Genomic DNA, 13,406 nt, shown 5'->3' on the forward strand with positions numbered 1-13,406 from the left:
AGACCCGTTTGGGACACCTTCTTCCGGTTATGATTTAATGGCCATCTTTGGATGGGCTTTGGTGATCTTTGTCTTTTTGATCACCCATGTTCATTCCATTCATCGAATTATTTGCTTTTGGATCTTCTGGTTCACTCGGGGTTCCGACAATAAACTCTTTCTTAGGCATATTATGCATCCCTCTTGCGGTAACATGGGAGATAATATAATAGGTCCCTTCTTGTGAAAAAGTTTTCTTAAGCTGATAGATCCCGTTTTTTGGGTGTTTTATTGCGATTTTTTCATGTTGTTGGTCTTTTGCCCGCCAAATCTCAAATTGCACTTCATCTGCATCATTAACTCGATCATTCCCTTGAGTAACCTTTGCTTCAAATGTGATGGGCTGACCTACTTTCCCTTGTTCCGGTTTTACCGCTAATTCTACATTCAACATTTGCGGTTGACCATTGGAATTGGTTTTACTGCTGCCACATGAAGATAACATCACAAGCAACAAAATGGAAACAACCAGGTACATCACCTTTTTCATGTTTCTCTCTCCTCACTTAATTGATCCATGATTTCATTATGTAGCCCTATTAGTTGTAATTTCGCATCGAGAGATATAGAGGAATTAGTTATTCTTTTAACCGCTGAATAATACTTTTCAAATCGATTTTTACGTATTCTAGGATGTGAGTTTTCGTCTAACAATTCTCTTTTTATTGCCTCACATAATATAACCTCACTATTTCTCTCATCCATAGCTAACCGTCGATTATTCCAAATTAAACGATATTCTGCCAATAAACTATCAAAGTGATTATTTTTATTTTTCAAATTATTTCACCCCCTACTCCCCTCACAAGCAATGTTACATATTATCTAACATGATTGCAAAAAATATTTTTTAACAATCCATAGAAAGGAGAAAGGTATGCCAACACCTTATCGTTGTCCAAATTGTAAAACGAATCGAAGCAGGTTCAATATTATTGACCAAGTTGCGCATTCGGTAAAACTCGACCCGCAATCTGGCGTTGTCATTCATGAATATAGTTCAGGTGAATTAGAGCCCTTTCATATCCCTTATAGCGGCCCAGAATATCGTGTCCAGTGTGCTGTTTGCGGACTTATCGAGGACGAGCGTACTTTTATCAAATTTGGCGAACAACCTATTTAGTTTTTAACCAAAAGGCTGTGTTAAAGGTCATTGTTGATTTTTGAAACAATGTTGATTGGAGCGGAAGGCGCGAGATCCTCGAAAATGCTATCGCATTTACTTCGTGCGGTGTTGATTCAAGGATGTTTATTCAACCTCCTGCGGGAGTACGGGACAGGGGAGCCCCCACAGGCGCTTAAGCGCCGAGAAGGCTCCCCGGAACGCCCGCGGATGCTCTCTTCTTGAGCGCAAATCAACAGGCAAGTTTAACACAGCCAACCAAAAATAACACCTTTATAAATGGATAACCATTTGTAAAGGTGTTATTTTCGTTAAAAATGATTTTCTTTTAAAAAAGTTTTAGAATCCACTTTCCAAGCATCTAGTGGAGAAAAGCGAACTAAATGGATTTCACCTTTGAAAACTTGCCTTCCTTTGTTACTAATGTGCCAATCGATTTCAATTGGAATATCGAGATTAATTTCTTCAATTAAATCTTCAGCTGGTAATAAAGGCATCCGTGATATTTTCACATTTTCAATTTGAGGTAATATCGGCCTCCATCTTACCCTTTGTAAAGACGCTAAAGCCAATATTCCTTGGTCCTGCTGCTTCAGCCCTGTAACATAAGCATTTACAACCTCATATGGGTTTGCCCCTGCTAAATAATCATCTAATTTTCCTGCTGCTTTCATTACCATCAGCATATGGGAGAAGTCCATTGATTTTGTTCTATGAGTTGTACTGCCATAAAAATGGATACAAAAATGGCCGGGAAAATTATTTTTTAGCGCACCTGCACCATGCGGCATCCCATGCATGGAAGCACCAATCCACTGGTCTTTAAAAATAACTATAATCGCTCGACGTTTCCAGCTCCATTTTCCTCCATAAATCTTTTTCATAATTTTCGTATCCTTTGACGTAAGAGGCTGCACATCTGCATGGTTACTGCCGGCCCGTCTTTGAACTTTAAACCTTTTTCCTGTTTCAACATCCATTACAACAAATTTACTGTATTTTGGTAATAGCTTATTTACTTCCGTCCATGGAAGCATCTCTACCTTATAGCTGATATTAGTAGCGGCATAAGCCAATTGGGCGTTTAGGAGGATAAGAAAAATCATTAATAACACCGTTATCTTCTTCATCTAATCCCCCTCTTTTTTTCACTACATTAAAAGAGTTACCTGAAGAGAAAATAATCATTCATTTTTCCACTATCTTTTTAAAATCATTAAAAAGAACTTGAACAATCTTCCATTGTTCTCCCAACTGTTCCGTTTTATCTTTTAAATTCTGACTGATTTCCTTTTCTTTTATTTCGAAATTACTATGAAAAAATGACTGTAATGGACCATATCCAAGAAAGGAAAATACCATTACAGCAAGACACAGTTTTCTCATCAAAACAACCACCTTTTCCCATGTTATTTTTCATTTTGGAAAAGATGGATAAGAAATATACTATTTACGATATATAAAAAGCCTGAAACCTATTTATAAAGGTTTCAGGCTCAATTTTTCTAGCTTTTATTGTTACTTCATTCTTGTCTTTAAAACTTCGACCGCTTTTTGTAGTTGGGTATCATTCGTTTTAATTTTATCTCTGATTTGCTCCATTAGCTTTAAGGTTGAATCCCCTTTTAAGACACCATCTTCAGGTAGGTTTTGGGCTTTTTCAAAAGCCATAACAGCCTCCTTCGTCTTTTCGTCAAAAAATCCGTCTTCTCTGCCTGGGTCGTATCCAAGCGCTTTAAGCATCTTCTGTGCTGATATAACATCAGCTGATGAGCTTGAAAGGGAAAGCGGCTTATCGGGATTAATGATTGGCAATGACGCATAATCTGGAAGGGACACTTCTACATCCGGTTTAATCCCTTTTTTATGAATCCAGTTTCCGTCTGGAGTTAACCATTTTGCTATCGTATATTTAAGGTCGGAACCATCAGAAAAATCAGCAGTTGTTTGAACAGTTCCTTTTCCAAATGACTTTTCACCAACAAGCGGAACGCCAGCCGATTCTTTTAAAGCAGCTGCCGTTATTTCTGATGCACTCGCACTTCCTGAATCAATAAGTACAACCAAAGGAAGATCTGGACTTCCACTATTTTGTGAATAAACCTCTTTAATCTTACCATCGCGGTCCTGTTCTTTTACAATTACTTTTCCTTTAGGAACAAACATACTAGAAATAGTGATGGCTTGATCCAATAATCCACCAGGATTTTGACGCAAGTCTAAAACTAGTCCTTTCATTCCCTTCTTTTGTAAATCGTTTAAAGTCGTCACAAGCTCCTTCGAGGTATTACTAGAAAAACTAGTAATTTGAACTTTGGCAATTCCATCTCCTACCATTTCCCCATAAACAGTTTCAATCGGAATCGTATCCCGGATGATCGATGTTTTAACAGGTGTATCCGAGCCCGCGCGTTGAATGGTCAACTCCACCTTTGTCCCTTTTTTCCCGCGGATTAAGGTCACAGCTTGCGTCGAACTCATACCTTGAAGGCTCTTTCCGTCTACAGCCAAAATCATATCATTTGGTTTAAGTCCCGCCTTCTCAGCCGGAGACCCTTTAATCGGTGATACAATTAGAATATGTCCATCCTTCTCTTGGATTTCGGCACCAATTCCTTCAAAGGATGACGAGATCGTGCTTTTGAAGTTTTTAGCTTCATCACTACTCATATAATCTGAATAAGGATCATCAAGTGATGTTACCATTCCATTAATGGCCCCATTAATAAGCTTTTGTTGATCTACTTTTTTATAGTAACCATTATTTAATGTATCATAGGCATCATAAAACTTTTTAAATTCAGATCTATCTGGTCCAACTGACACCACTTTATCTTTTCCAAATGCAAGAGCAAATGTAGTTATCCCAGCAGATAGAAAGACAACAACAAACAAAAGCATAATAAAATGAAATCTCTTTAATCGAACATACCCTGTTTTGTTTTCCGAAGCTTTCTCTTGTTCAACTTTTTCTTCATCCAAAGCCTTCACCACTTTCATAACCATAAATAAGAAATACTTTAAGCACACACTTAAAAGAGCAGGTACTTTCCGAACATAATAAATCATTTTTTCTGTTTTCTAAAGTATTTGTAAAATAATTTAGCCCTTAGTGTTTAGAATAACATCTTTTCTATAAAATTAACAAAGAAAAGTTAATAAATAAAGGTGAAAACCATTATTTTTTCATTACTTTGTATAATAATAATTAGCGGCACAAATTGAAGAATACGTGCCGTTACACATAAAGAGACAGGCACATCCATCAGTGTTAGCCCCTTTTAAGACATCCTCTTTTTAAATTTTTTCTTTTCTACAGGCTGTGTTAAACTTGCCTGTTGATTTACGCTCCAATCAACATAGTTTCAAAAATCAACAATGACCTTTAACACTGCCTTTCTAAAAAAAGAAACCCCCTTCCTGAGGAAGAGGAAAAGAAAAAGTTTATTCTTTAATAGCTGCTTCTAATGCAACTTCTATCATATCATTGAATGTTAATTGTCTTTCTTCTGCTGTTGTTTCCTCACCTGTTAGGATATGGTCACTAACTGTTAAGATAGATAGTGCTTTACGGCCGTATTTAGCAGCTAACGTGTAAAGGGCACTAGTTTCCATCTCAATAGCAAGAATTTGATATTGAGCCAATTTTTCAAGATCAGAATAATCATTATAAAACATATCAGCCGTAAACACATTTCCTGCTTTTAAGTTAAGACCCTTTTCTAATCCAGCATCATATGCATTCTTTAACAAGTCAAAATTCGCTGTAGGAGCAAAATCAATTCCACCCCCAAAGATTATGCGATTTATATTGGAATCGGTTGAACTCGACATAGCCAAAATAACATCACGCACATGTACATCTTTTTGAATCGCTCCACATGTACCGACACGAATGAGGTTTTGTACATTATAGCTTTGCATTAGCTCATTCACATAAATAGAAATGGAAGGAACCCCCATTCCTGTACCTTGGACAGAAATCCGCTTTCCTTTATATGTACCGGTAAAACCAAACATGTTTCGAACTTCATTATAGCATTTGGCATCTTGCAAAAAATTGGTCGCAATGTATTTGGCACGAAGCGGGTCACCTGGAAGCAATACCGTTTCCGCAATTTCATTTTCTTTTGCAGCAATATGTATACTCATTTTAATTCCTCCAGTCAATATATGTGATAGTTAGTAGCCTATACCATAGACAATATATCATAACCATTTTACAAAATGAAACCATTCATTTAAAAGGATATGTTTTTTTAATTTGTGGGAAGCTATATATTGATGATCCTAAGGAGGGAAAACAAATGCCAGAAGGAAAAATGAGTAAGAAGCTTGAGCAGGCGGTTGAATATGCGAACAACACGAACCCCTCAGCAAAAACGAATAATAAACCAAATACATCAAAAAGTGACCGTGAACGCCGAAAAAAATAGGGGGGTTAATAATGGGTAAAAAACATCGAGCACGAATTAATTCACCAAAGAAAAACAATCATATTCCAGCTGAAACCATTGTGGCAGAACACGAGGCCCATGCTAAGGAACATCAGGCATCCAGCGGGAGAAAAAATAATCAGCAGTAAAAACCTAAGGGAGCTCCTTAGGTTTTTCTTATTGTCTAGCTTCAGCGCCCCTGACCAAGGCGCTTCCGCTACTATAATAAATTAATCCGATTAATAGGGACCCAGCCTCCTGGCTTTAGTTGATAATAATATTGGCCTCCTCTCCCTTCATCGATAAAAATGATATCCCCGGTTGAAAGGAATCTCCCTTTATAATTTTCTGGGATTCGATCAGTAACATTAAAGATACTAAAGGTTTCCTTCAAACAATTTTCACGGTTAACAGCCTTTACGGTTGTTCGATAAACCGCCATATGCCCTTTATTTTCCCGGCGCTTTGGAGTTTGAAAGATCGTGACATCATATTGAACACATGCTCTTTTTGTTAACACTTTGATCATCATAATCCCTCCAATTAATTGTTTAAATTTCTTTGTTATATTAATTAAAGAAGGAAGTAGTCGAATCCTTTGTTGAAAAGGTTCTAATTTTGTCGAAAACAAAAAAAAGAACCCATTTGGCTCCTTAGGTAAAAATCAATCAATTTTTTGGCTCTGTTAAAATTGCTTGTTGATTTCCGCTCCAGGCGAGCGCCTTCCGCTCCAATCAACATAGTGGCAAAATCAACAATGAGCTTTAACATAGGCAATTTTTTTTATATTTCTCCAAAAAGATATTCCTATCTTTGTAAAAGAATCTATTAAATAGTTCTATCTTGTTATTCGTCCTCTACTTCTTCATCAATAATACTTTTTTCAATTAAATATTCGAAGGTGATATCAGCGATTTCCTCTAATTCCACTTCAGTGGGAACGAATCCCCTTTTTACAAGCTCATGAAAGAAAAATTCCGCAATTTCTTCCGTATCAATAAATACTTCAATTTCTCTCATAATATCGCCCCCTTTATAACTGAATGTATGATGATTTAGGCTTTTTCATGCTTATTACTTAGGAAGCGACTACTGATCACTCAAACATGACTTTTTCCATCATTATTGGCGAGACTTTCTAATTTCCTAACAATAACCCTCATCACTTGGTAATATTCCTGGTCTGAAAAAAGTTCATAAAGAATTCTGTAGTCATTATAAATGTCCAAAAGGTTGTCAATTAATTGTTTTCTCTCTTTTTTTCGCTCGATTACTTCCCATTCATCCTTTCTCAATATCTTCTTCGATAACGGTTTGCTCCCTGTTTTATCCTGCTTATTTACTAAGTATAGGAGACCAAGTTTTTGAATAAACGTATCGGCACTTTCAGCATCCGCAACAAGTGTTAGCTCCTCTTCCCCTGCTTCCAGCCATTCCCCGTCACTTACCCTTGATAGCTCGTAAATTACATCTTCCCATGCATCCTCTTTGTAGCGCCAAATTTCTGTACGAAAACCTACAACTTTGAACAAATCTGCGCCATATCCGCTCACTTGAACTAGGTCACCAATAAAATATTTATATTCAATATCAATTTGCTCCTGCTCCATCACGGTTCCATCATATTCTGAAAGAATTTGCAATCCTGATTCGAGAAATAGACCATCACTTTTATTCACTTCATAAACATACTTTCCATCAAGCCATTTTACATCTGTGATTCTGCCGACAGTACCATACATCGTAATCACGACCGTATCCCCGATCTTATATTTCGGTTTTTTCCTTCTCGCCATGTCCTCCATCCCCTTAAGTGTTAGTCGTGAATTTTTAATTACAATAGTATATGCGCTGCCATAAAATATCGCTATCCATGTTTAAAAAATGAAAAAATCGCCTTTTCCGAATAAAAAGGCGATTGCGATCATATGGCTGCTATTATTTTGTCTCTGAAATAAGATATAACTGCCATGCTTCATCAAAAATAGACATGGAATTTAAATAATGGCCATTCATTTCTAAATAGGAACTAAGCTCGTGGTAGTCTTCAGAAATTTTAGGAAAGCTATGGTCTAAATAGACATCATTGGCAAATTGACTGATTTCATCCTTTGGAGCTGGATGCCTATATTTCATTAAAAAATGGTAAAATGATTTTATCATCTCAAAAACGCCCTTCCAATCAGAATTCAAGGACAACCTACTCACTACTATAATGGATGCTACTTTTGTCGTCCAGTTCTATAGAATTTGCAGTTCGATTTTTCAGGCGTTGTTCTTTATGATGTAAAATCGAAATAATTTTTCTTTAATAATCTCGGCATTTTTAATAATTCATTAAACGAAATAACTTTCCCTACTATTTTACTGTCTATTAAAAATAATTGATCCTCTATTTCTTTCACGACCCTCTCACACTGATAGGTCATCAGACAGTCATTACAAATCACTGTGGGAGTTTCTGTAATTTCAATTGCTCGCGAACCATCCGGTAATTCCCAAAAAACTGATTCTGTTTTGGATACAATTTTAGTGCTGCTGCACCACTCACATTCCATTATTTCCTCCCCCCTTATTCTTTCACCGCTTCTGACTGATCAACACTATTCTTACTTGGACTACTTTCATTTTCCTTTTGCGATAATGCCTTAAATTTCTTTTCCTTTAACTCATCTCGCTTGCCTCTTTTATCCTTTAAAGAGGCATGTGCTGGATCTTCATTATATTCCTTGCGGCGATTTAACCGCGTTAATCCTTCCGGGACAAGATTAAATTGATAATCATTCATAATTCCTGCAATTCCGTCAAGTGACTTTTTCTCATCCATATCAGGATATATTTCTTTATAATAATCCTCTGCTTTCCCTGGTATATAGTTTTCAGGCTCTGGGTATGAGGTAATGACTCCCTCGAAGTTACGTAGAACCACCTTCTCTGGGCTTTGCGAAATCAAATAATTCGGCTGCAGCGCGATTTTCCCCCCGCCTCCAGGAGCATCAATGACAAAGGTCGGCACGGCATATCCACTTGTATGTCCGCGCAGTCCTTCGATAATTTCTAACCCCTTGGATACTGGAGCACGGAAATGCCCAATGCCCTCTGAAAGGTCACATTGATAAATATAATATGGACGAACACGAATTTTCACTAAGTCATGCATCAGTCTTTTCATGATCGGTACACTGTCATTGATCCCTGCTAGAATAACAGACTGATTTCCAACAGGAACACCAGCATTTGCTAGCATTTCACATGCCTTTTTTGAATCCTCGGTTATCTCAATGGACGTATTAAAATGAGTGTTCAACCATATGGGATGATATTTTTTCAAAATATTGCAGAGGTTTTCTGTAATTCGCTGTGGAAATACAACAGGTGCCCTTGTTCCAATTCGAATAATTTCCACATGATCAATTTCTCGTAAATGTTTTAGAATATATTCTAGAATATTATCGTTGATTAATAGTCCGTCCCCGCCTGAAATTAAGACATCTCGCACTTGCGGTGTCTCACGGATATAAGAAATAGCTAAATCCAGTTGTTTTTTAGGAACACCCATCCCAATCTGCCCTGAAAAACGCCTTCTCGTGCAGTACCGGCAATACATCGAGCATTGGTTGGTTACGAGGAAGAGAACGCGGTCGGGATAGCGATGTGTTAAACCTGGTGAAGGCGAGTCCTCATCTTCATACAAAGGATCCTCTAAATCATATTTCGTCTTATATATCTCTTTAGAAACAGGGACTGATTGCATCCGGATAGGGCATCTTGGGTCAACAGGGTTCATGAGGGAAGCATAATATGGTGTGATATTTAAAGGAATCGTTTTAGTAGAAATTCTAACGCCCTCTTCTTCATCAGGTGTGAGCTTGATGACCTTTTTTAAGTCCTCTAAAGTCCGAACGGTATTGGTTAACTGCCAGAGCCAGTCGTTCCATTGTTCTTCTGTCACGTCTTTCCAAAGCTCTATATCCTTCCAATGCCTTTTTGGCTTATATAAAAAAGATTTCATCCATAATTCCTCCAATCCAGCTTTATTTTAAAATATGCAAGAATCGTGCCAATTCTATATTGCTGGAATAAGAAGGCTTCCACTCGTTTCTTGTCTGTTTAGCCAAAAAAAAAGTGCCTGAAATTTGGCACTTCATTTCCTTGATTTTTTTAGTTTATATTGCAAAGTTTGCCTTGGAATCTCTAAAAGCTTAGCAGCTTTGTTTATATTTCCACTAGCCTTTAAAAGAGCCTCATGAATAAGCTGGTTCTCAAATTCTTCGACATTTCCACGCAATGATAAAGTTTTATGAATTCCCGCTTCTTTTGTCAGTTGTGGTGTAAGTTGTTTTAACATGATGGGGAGGTCCTCTTCTTTTAACAAAGTTGTTTCGCAAATATTCATCATATATTCGATTGTGTGTTTTAATTCACGGACATTCCCAGGCCAATGATATTCAATGAAGAAAATTTCTAGGTTTTTCTCCATTCCACTGATGTCCTTATGCAACTTATGATTAAAAATTCGAATAAAATAATTTGTTAAGTAAAGAATATCATCTTTTCTCTCTCTTAATGGGAGAAGGGAAAAAGTAAAGACATTTAAACGATAAAAAAGGTCAGAGCGTAGCTTATTGTCACGGAGTGCCTCCATTGGATGCACATTCATGGCTGCAATAACCCGGACATTAACGGAAATGTTTTCTGAGCTTCCTACCCTTCTAACCATGCCATCCTCTAACACCCTTAACAGCTTTGCCTGTAGTACAATGGGCATTGTATGAAGTTCATCAAGGAAAAGTGTGCCCTCGTCAGCCAATTCAAATAACCCCTTCCGCTCAACAGCACCGGTATAACTTCCTTTCGAAGTGCCAAAAAGGATGCTTTCCAGTAATGTTTCCGGAATAGCTGCACAATTTTGCGTAATAAATGGTCCATTTGCACGATTTGATTCATGGTGAATTCCTTGGACAAATAATTCCTTTCCCGTACCACTCTCACCATAAACAAGAATGGAAGCATCGTATTTTGCTAATTTTTTCGCTTCGTTTTTTAGGCGAATAAACTCGGGATGAAGGGTCATTAAATCGTTCAATGTGTACCTGACATTGTTCAATATCTTTTTATTACCTTTATTTTGAAATTTTTGTAGATCAAGAAGCCTTTCAGCAAGAAGCTTCATTCGTGAATAATCTTTGGCAATTTCGACTGCTCCGACCATCTCACCTTCGAGAATTAAAGGTAATGTGGTATTGATTGTATCAATTCTTGTCCCATGTAAATTGACGTATTCTTGTGTCTGGTGATAAATTGGTTTCCCGGTTTTCATTACCTGTAGTAAGGTACTAGATTCCTCAGTAAGTGATGGAAAGGAAGCAAATAAATGCTTTCCAAGTACTTCCTTCACATTCATACCATCATGCCTAGCGGCCACCTCATTGTAAAATATCGTTTCGCCATTTGTATTTACTACATGAATTCCTTCATCAATACTTTTTAGAATTGCGGTTAAAACTTCTTCTGTTAATGTCGTAAAATGAACCAATCCTACACCTCCCCACCATCACTATATGAAGAGATGCCGAAAAATTGTCACCATAAGCTAAAAAGTTAGCAGTTTGCCAGATTCTTCACCCACATATTCATATTTTCCAGCTTGTCATAAATATAGCAATTATTCATTAACCTTCCTCGATAGTGATAACCAAGCTGAAAAAGAACTGCATTCATGCCAAAGGATAATGACCTTGCAATCGAATAAGCACAAAAAATCCCGTTTTGTCTCAGTTCTTCCTCGAGCTTTTGAAGAATTATTTTCATTAATCCATATTTTCGATGTTCCGGAAGTGTTGCACAATCAGTTAGTTCCGCATTTTTATAAAATGAATTGATTTCTGCCGAAGCAGCACTTACGATTTTACCCTGGTAAAAAAAGACGTAATAGATGGTTCCATCCTTCATCGTCTTTTTCACATATTCTGAATCATGAAGTGGTGTTGGATAAATTTGAAAAACCTGACGATACAGCATTGAAAGCTCTTCAGCACAATTCTGATCGGCCTTTACTATCCTATACTCCTTTGGAGGATCGATTTTTTCATTGGTAGGTTTCAATTGATAAATGCTACTGATCATCCCATCCTCGGTAATCCAATGATCATTTTTCTTCCGCTCGAGTGTGTAAAACTTTGAAAAAAAGTGGGCATTCGAGCCCAGAAAATAGCGATCTATGATGGCTTCAGGCTGAAAACCGATTTCATAGAAGGAAAGTAAATCCTCAGATCGCCCTTTTATGATCAACTTTTCCGTATGATATTGATGGGCAAGCTCATCAGCCTTTTGTAGCAGTAAATTTATATTTCCGCGATAATCGTCGATTCTGATACGTTTATTAAAAGGATCTAGATATACTTCTAAGTAGAAGCAGGGTTCATCGAAAATGATTGTTGAGGCTGATTGGTTCATGCGTTTCGCTCCTTATAATGCTATTGTTAAAAAATGCCTGACCAAGACGGCCAGACATTTCCTTTTATTCCTGAACTCCGTACTTACTCACTTATTTCACACCATCTCATCAATGTCAAGGCAATAACCTCACTTGCTACAAAAACATCCTCCAACTGAATATATTCGTTGGCATCATGAGCCATCTCCGTAATACCCGGTCCAAAAATAACGACTGGAGTGTTTCCAACTGTTGACAGAATTCCACCATCCGTTCCCCACGGGCTTGCTTCAATTATCGGTGATTTTTCTAAAACTTCTACAAAACTATTGGAAAGTTCAGTCATTAGCGCATGGTCAACTTCCAAACTTCCAGGCAGCCAGCGACCTCCAAACCATTCAATGGCTAAAGGGTGTTCGCGGAACCACTCATCCTGTTCATTCATTTCCTGTAAACAAGCTTCCATTTCCTTTTGAGCTGCTTGAATAGATTCATCCGGTGATACACCCATTCGTCCTTCAATCGTTGCAAGATCAGGTACTGAAGATGGCCATTGACCGCTTGAGACCTTCCCGATATTAATCGGAATGGGAATTGGGATTTTCGCAAACAGCGGGTCAGTAATTTTTGCATTTCTATCTTTCTCTAATTTTTGCAATCTTTCTATCACCATAACTGATTTTTCGATTGCACTGACCCCTTCGTACCGGGTACCGCCATGGGCGGCCCTACCAATTACAGTAATTCTAAACCACATCGACCCTTGCTGCTTTGGAAATACTTTCATATTGGTTGGTTCAGGAATAATAGCCCCATCTGCTCGGTATCCTCTTAATACTGCCGCAAGCGTGCCAGCACCACCGCTTTCTTCTTCGATAACGCTTTGAAAAATACAATCTCCTTTCAGCTTTATCCCGCATGCAATTAATGACTCGATGGCCATTAACATCGCTGCGATGCCACCCTTCATATCGGTTGACCCTCTGCCAAATAGCTTGCCGCATTCTATTTTCCCACTAAACGCATCATGCTCCCAACTTTTTTCGTCACCAACAGGCACAACATCAATATGTCCATTTAAAATCATGGACTTCCCGCCACCCGTTCCTTTTAAAACCGCAACAAGGTTTGGGCTACCCTCGAAGCTTTGGCGGTCACAGCAATAAGCTGGATGATTTTTCAACTCTTCCGCGTCGATTTCCCAAATATCTAAGTCTAGGCCAAGCTGCCGACATTTTTCAATAAGAATGGCTTGCGTACTGCTTTCATTTCCCCTAGTACTATTCTCACGTACAAGTATTTGCAGAAGTCTTGCCCCTCTTGCTCGATTCTCCTTTAGCCATTGTCTGATTCGAATAATGTTTTTCTCCAA

At 37.8% G+C, this 13,406-nt stretch carries 18 protein-coding genes; 3 read left to right on the forward strand and 15 right to left on the reverse strand.

The window, feature by feature from the left end; genetic code table 11:
* Positions 1–34 precede the first annotated feature (34 nt).
* Positions 35–529: a FixH family protein gene (locus BN1082_RS18435; protein WP_090636833.1), complete on the reverse strand. Its 495-nt coding sequence runs from the start codon at positions 527–529 to the stop codon at positions 35–37.
* Positions 526–819: a hypothetical protein gene (locus BN1082_RS18440; protein ID WP_090636835.1), complete on the reverse strand. Its 294-nt coding sequence runs from the start codon at positions 817–819 to the stop codon at positions 526–528. Before BN1082_RS18440 ends, BN1082_RS18435 begins: the two co-directional genes overlap by 4 nt.
* Before the next feature lie 97 nt (positions 820–916).
* Here BN1082_RS18440 and BN1082_RS18445 point away from each other — a divergent pair, with 97 nt between their 5' ends.
* Complete coding sequence (locus BN1082_RS18445; protein ID WP_090636837.1) at positions 917–1,162, forward strand: DNA alkylation repair protein; 246 nt, start codon at positions 917–919, stop codon at positions 1,160–1,162.
* A gap of 311 nt (positions 1,163–1,473) precedes the next feature.
* Here BN1082_RS18445 and BN1082_RS18450 read toward each other — a convergent pair whose 3' ends face one another.
* The 4 genes from BN1082_RS18450 to deoD form a co-directional block, all read right to left on the reverse strand.
* On the reverse strand, positions 1,474–2,292 hold the full coding sequence (locus tag BN1082_RS18450) for a hypothetical protein (RefSeq protein WP_090636839.1): 819 nt from the start codon (positions 2,290–2,292) through the stop codon (positions 1,474–1,476).
* A 58-nt stretch (positions 2,293–2,350) separates the two neighbouring features.
* On the reverse strand, positions 2,351–2,548 hold the full coding sequence (locus BN1082_RS18455) for a hypothetical protein (protein ID WP_090636841.1): 198 nt from the start codon (positions 2,546–2,548) through the stop codon (positions 2,351–2,353).
* Positions 2,549–2,680: 132 nt separating this feature from the next.
* Complete coding sequence (locus tag BN1082_RS18460) at positions 2,681–4,162, reverse strand: lmo1851 family serine protease (protein ID WP_281177045.1); 1,482 nt, start codon at positions 4,160–4,162, stop codon at positions 2,681–2,683.
* 444 nt (positions 4,163–4,606) lie between these two features.
* Positions 4,607–5,314, reverse strand: a complete 708-nt coding sequence (gene deoD / locus BN1082_RS18465; RefSeq protein ID WP_090636843.1) for a purine-nucleoside phosphorylase — start codon at positions 5,312–5,314, stop codon at positions 4,607–4,609.
* A gap of 155 nt (positions 5,315–5,469) precedes the next feature.
* Here deoD and BN1082_RS28610 point away from each other — a divergent pair, with 155 nt between their 5' ends.
* A complete protein-coding gene (locus BN1082_RS28610; RefSeq protein WP_281177032.1) occupies positions 5,470–5,598 on the forward strand; it encodes a hypothetical protein in 129 nt (42 codons plus the stop codon).
* Between the two features lie 11 nt (positions 5,599–5,609).
* Positions 5,610–5,747, forward strand: a complete 138-nt coding sequence (locus BN1082_RS27740; protein ID WP_176699869.1) for a hypothetical protein — start codon at positions 5,610–5,612, stop codon at positions 5,745–5,747.
* Between the two features lie 71 nt (positions 5,748–5,818).
* On the opposite strand, the gene BN1082_RS18470 is transcribed toward BN1082_RS27740, so the two are convergent.
* The 9 genes from BN1082_RS18470 to BN1082_RS18510 all read right to left on the reverse strand — a co-directional run bounded on the left by BN1082_RS18470 (position 5,819) and on the right by BN1082_RS18510 (position 13,406).
* Positions 5,819–6,130, reverse strand: coding sequence for a YodL domain-containing protein (locus tag BN1082_RS18470; protein WP_176699870.1), 312 nt, complete (start codon positions 6,128–6,130; stop codon positions 5,819–5,821).
* Positions 6,131–6,444: 314 nt separating this feature from the next.
* Positions 6,445–6,618 carry a YozD family protein gene (locus BN1082_RS18475; protein ID WP_090636845.1) on the reverse strand — a complete coding sequence of 58 codons (174 nt, stop codon included), beginning with the start codon at positions 6,616–6,618 and terminating at the stop codon, positions 6,445–6,447.
* Positions 6,619–6,698: 80 nt separating this feature from the next.
* Positions 6,699–7,394 (reverse strand): hypothetical protein, encoded by a 696-nt coding sequence (locus BN1082_RS18480; RefSeq protein ID WP_090636847.1) that lies wholly within the window; start codon positions 7,392–7,394, stop codon positions 6,699–6,701.
* Between the two features lie 142 nt (positions 7,395–7,536).
* On the reverse strand, positions 7,537–7,758 hold the full coding sequence (locus BN1082_RS18485) for a YozE family protein (protein ID WP_245640505.1): 222 nt from the start codon (positions 7,756–7,758) through the stop codon (positions 7,537–7,539).
* Between the two features lie 119 nt (positions 7,759–7,877).
* On the reverse strand, positions 7,878–8,156 hold the full coding sequence (locus BN1082_RS18490) for a YokU family protein (protein WP_090636849.1): 279 nt from the start codon (positions 8,154–8,156) through the stop codon (positions 7,878–7,880).
* A gap of 14 nt (positions 8,157–8,170) precedes the next feature.
* Positions 8,171–9,610 (reverse strand): lysine 2,3-aminomutase, encoded by a 1,440-nt coding sequence (gene kamA / locus BN1082_RS18495; protein ID WP_090636851.1) that lies wholly within the window; start codon positions 9,608–9,610, stop codon positions 8,171–8,173.
* Between the two features lie 132 nt (positions 9,611–9,742).
* Positions 9,743–11,134, reverse strand: coding sequence for a sigma-54 interaction domain-containing protein (locus BN1082_RS18500; protein WP_090636853.1), 1,392 nt, complete (start codon positions 11,132–11,134; stop codon positions 9,743–9,745).
* Between the two features lie 65 nt (positions 11,135–11,199).
* Complete coding sequence (gene ablB / locus BN1082_RS18505) at positions 11,200–12,054, reverse strand: putative beta-lysine N-acetyltransferase (RefSeq protein WP_090636855.1); 855 nt, start codon at positions 12,052–12,054, stop codon at positions 11,200–11,202.
* 83 nt (positions 12,055–12,137) lie between these two features.
* Complete coding sequence (locus BN1082_RS18510) at positions 12,138–13,406, reverse strand: peptidase (RefSeq protein WP_090636857.1); 1,269 nt, start codon at positions 13,404–13,406, stop codon at positions 12,138–12,140.

The organism is Neobacillus massiliamazoniensis (assembly GCF_001048695.1).
GTDB classification, from domain to species: domain Bacteria; phylum Bacillota; class Bacilli; order Bacillales; family Cytobacillaceae; genus Neobacillus; species Neobacillus massiliamazoniensis.

What these genes read in the sequence shown, in the direction of transcription:
- BN1082_RS18435 (WP_090636833.1), bottom strand. Translation starts at nt 529, where the DNA reads ATGAAAAAGGTGATGTACCTGGTTGTTTCCATTTTGTTGCTTGTGATG.
- BN1082_RS18445 (WP_090636837.1), top strand. Translation starts at nt 917, where the DNA reads ATGCCAACACCTTATCGTTGTCCAAATTGTAAAACGAATCGAAGCAGG.
- BN1082_RS18450 (WP_090636839.1), bottom strand. Translation starts at nt 2,292, where the DNA reads ATGAAGAAGATAACGGTGTTATTAATGATTTTTCTTATCCTCCTAAAC.
- BN1082_RS18455 (WP_090636841.1), bottom strand. Translation starts at nt 2,548, where the DNA reads ATGAGAAAACTGTGTCTTGCTGTAATGGTATTTTCCTTTCTTGGATAT.
- BN1082_RS18460 (WP_281177045.1), bottom strand. Translation starts at nt 4,162, where the DNA reads ATGAAAGTGGTGAAGGCTTTGGATGAAGAAAAAGTTGAACAAGAGAAA.
- deoD (WP_090636843.1), bottom strand. Translation starts at nt 5,314, where the DNA reads ATGAGTATACATATTGCTGCAAAAGAAAATGAAATTGCGGAAACGGTA.
- BN1082_RS28610 (WP_281177032.1), top strand. Translation starts at nt 5,470, where the DNA reads ATGCCAGAAGGAAAAATGAGTAAGAAGCTTGAGCAGGCGGTTGAATAT.
- BN1082_RS27740 (WP_176699869.1), top strand. Translation starts at nt 5,610, where the DNA reads ATGGGTAAAAAACATCGAGCACGAATTAATTCACCAAAGAAAAACAAT.
- BN1082_RS18470 (WP_176699870.1), bottom strand. Translation starts at nt 6,130, where the DNA reads ATGATGATCAAAGTGTTAACAAAAAGAGCATGTGTTCAATATGATGTC.
- BN1082_RS18475 (WP_090636845.1), bottom strand. Translation starts at nt 6,618, where the DNA reads ATGAGAGAAATTGAAGTATTTATTGATACGGAAGAAATTGCGGAATTT.
- BN1082_RS18480 (WP_090636847.1), bottom strand. Translation starts at nt 7,394, where the DNA reads ATGGCGAGAAGGAAAAAACCGAAATATAAGATCGGGGATACGGTCGTG.
- BN1082_RS18490 (WP_090636849.1), bottom strand. Translation starts at nt 8,156, where the DNA reads ATGGAATGTGAGTGGTGCAGCAGCACTAAAATTGTATCCAAAACAGAA.
- kamA (WP_090636851.1), bottom strand. Translation starts at nt 9,610, where the DNA reads ATGAAATCTTTTTTATATAAGCCAAAAAGGCATTGGAAGGATATAGAG.
- ablB (WP_090636855.1), bottom strand. Translation starts at nt 12,054, where the DNA reads ATGAACCAATCAGCCTCAACAATCATTTTCGATGAACCCTGCTTCTAC.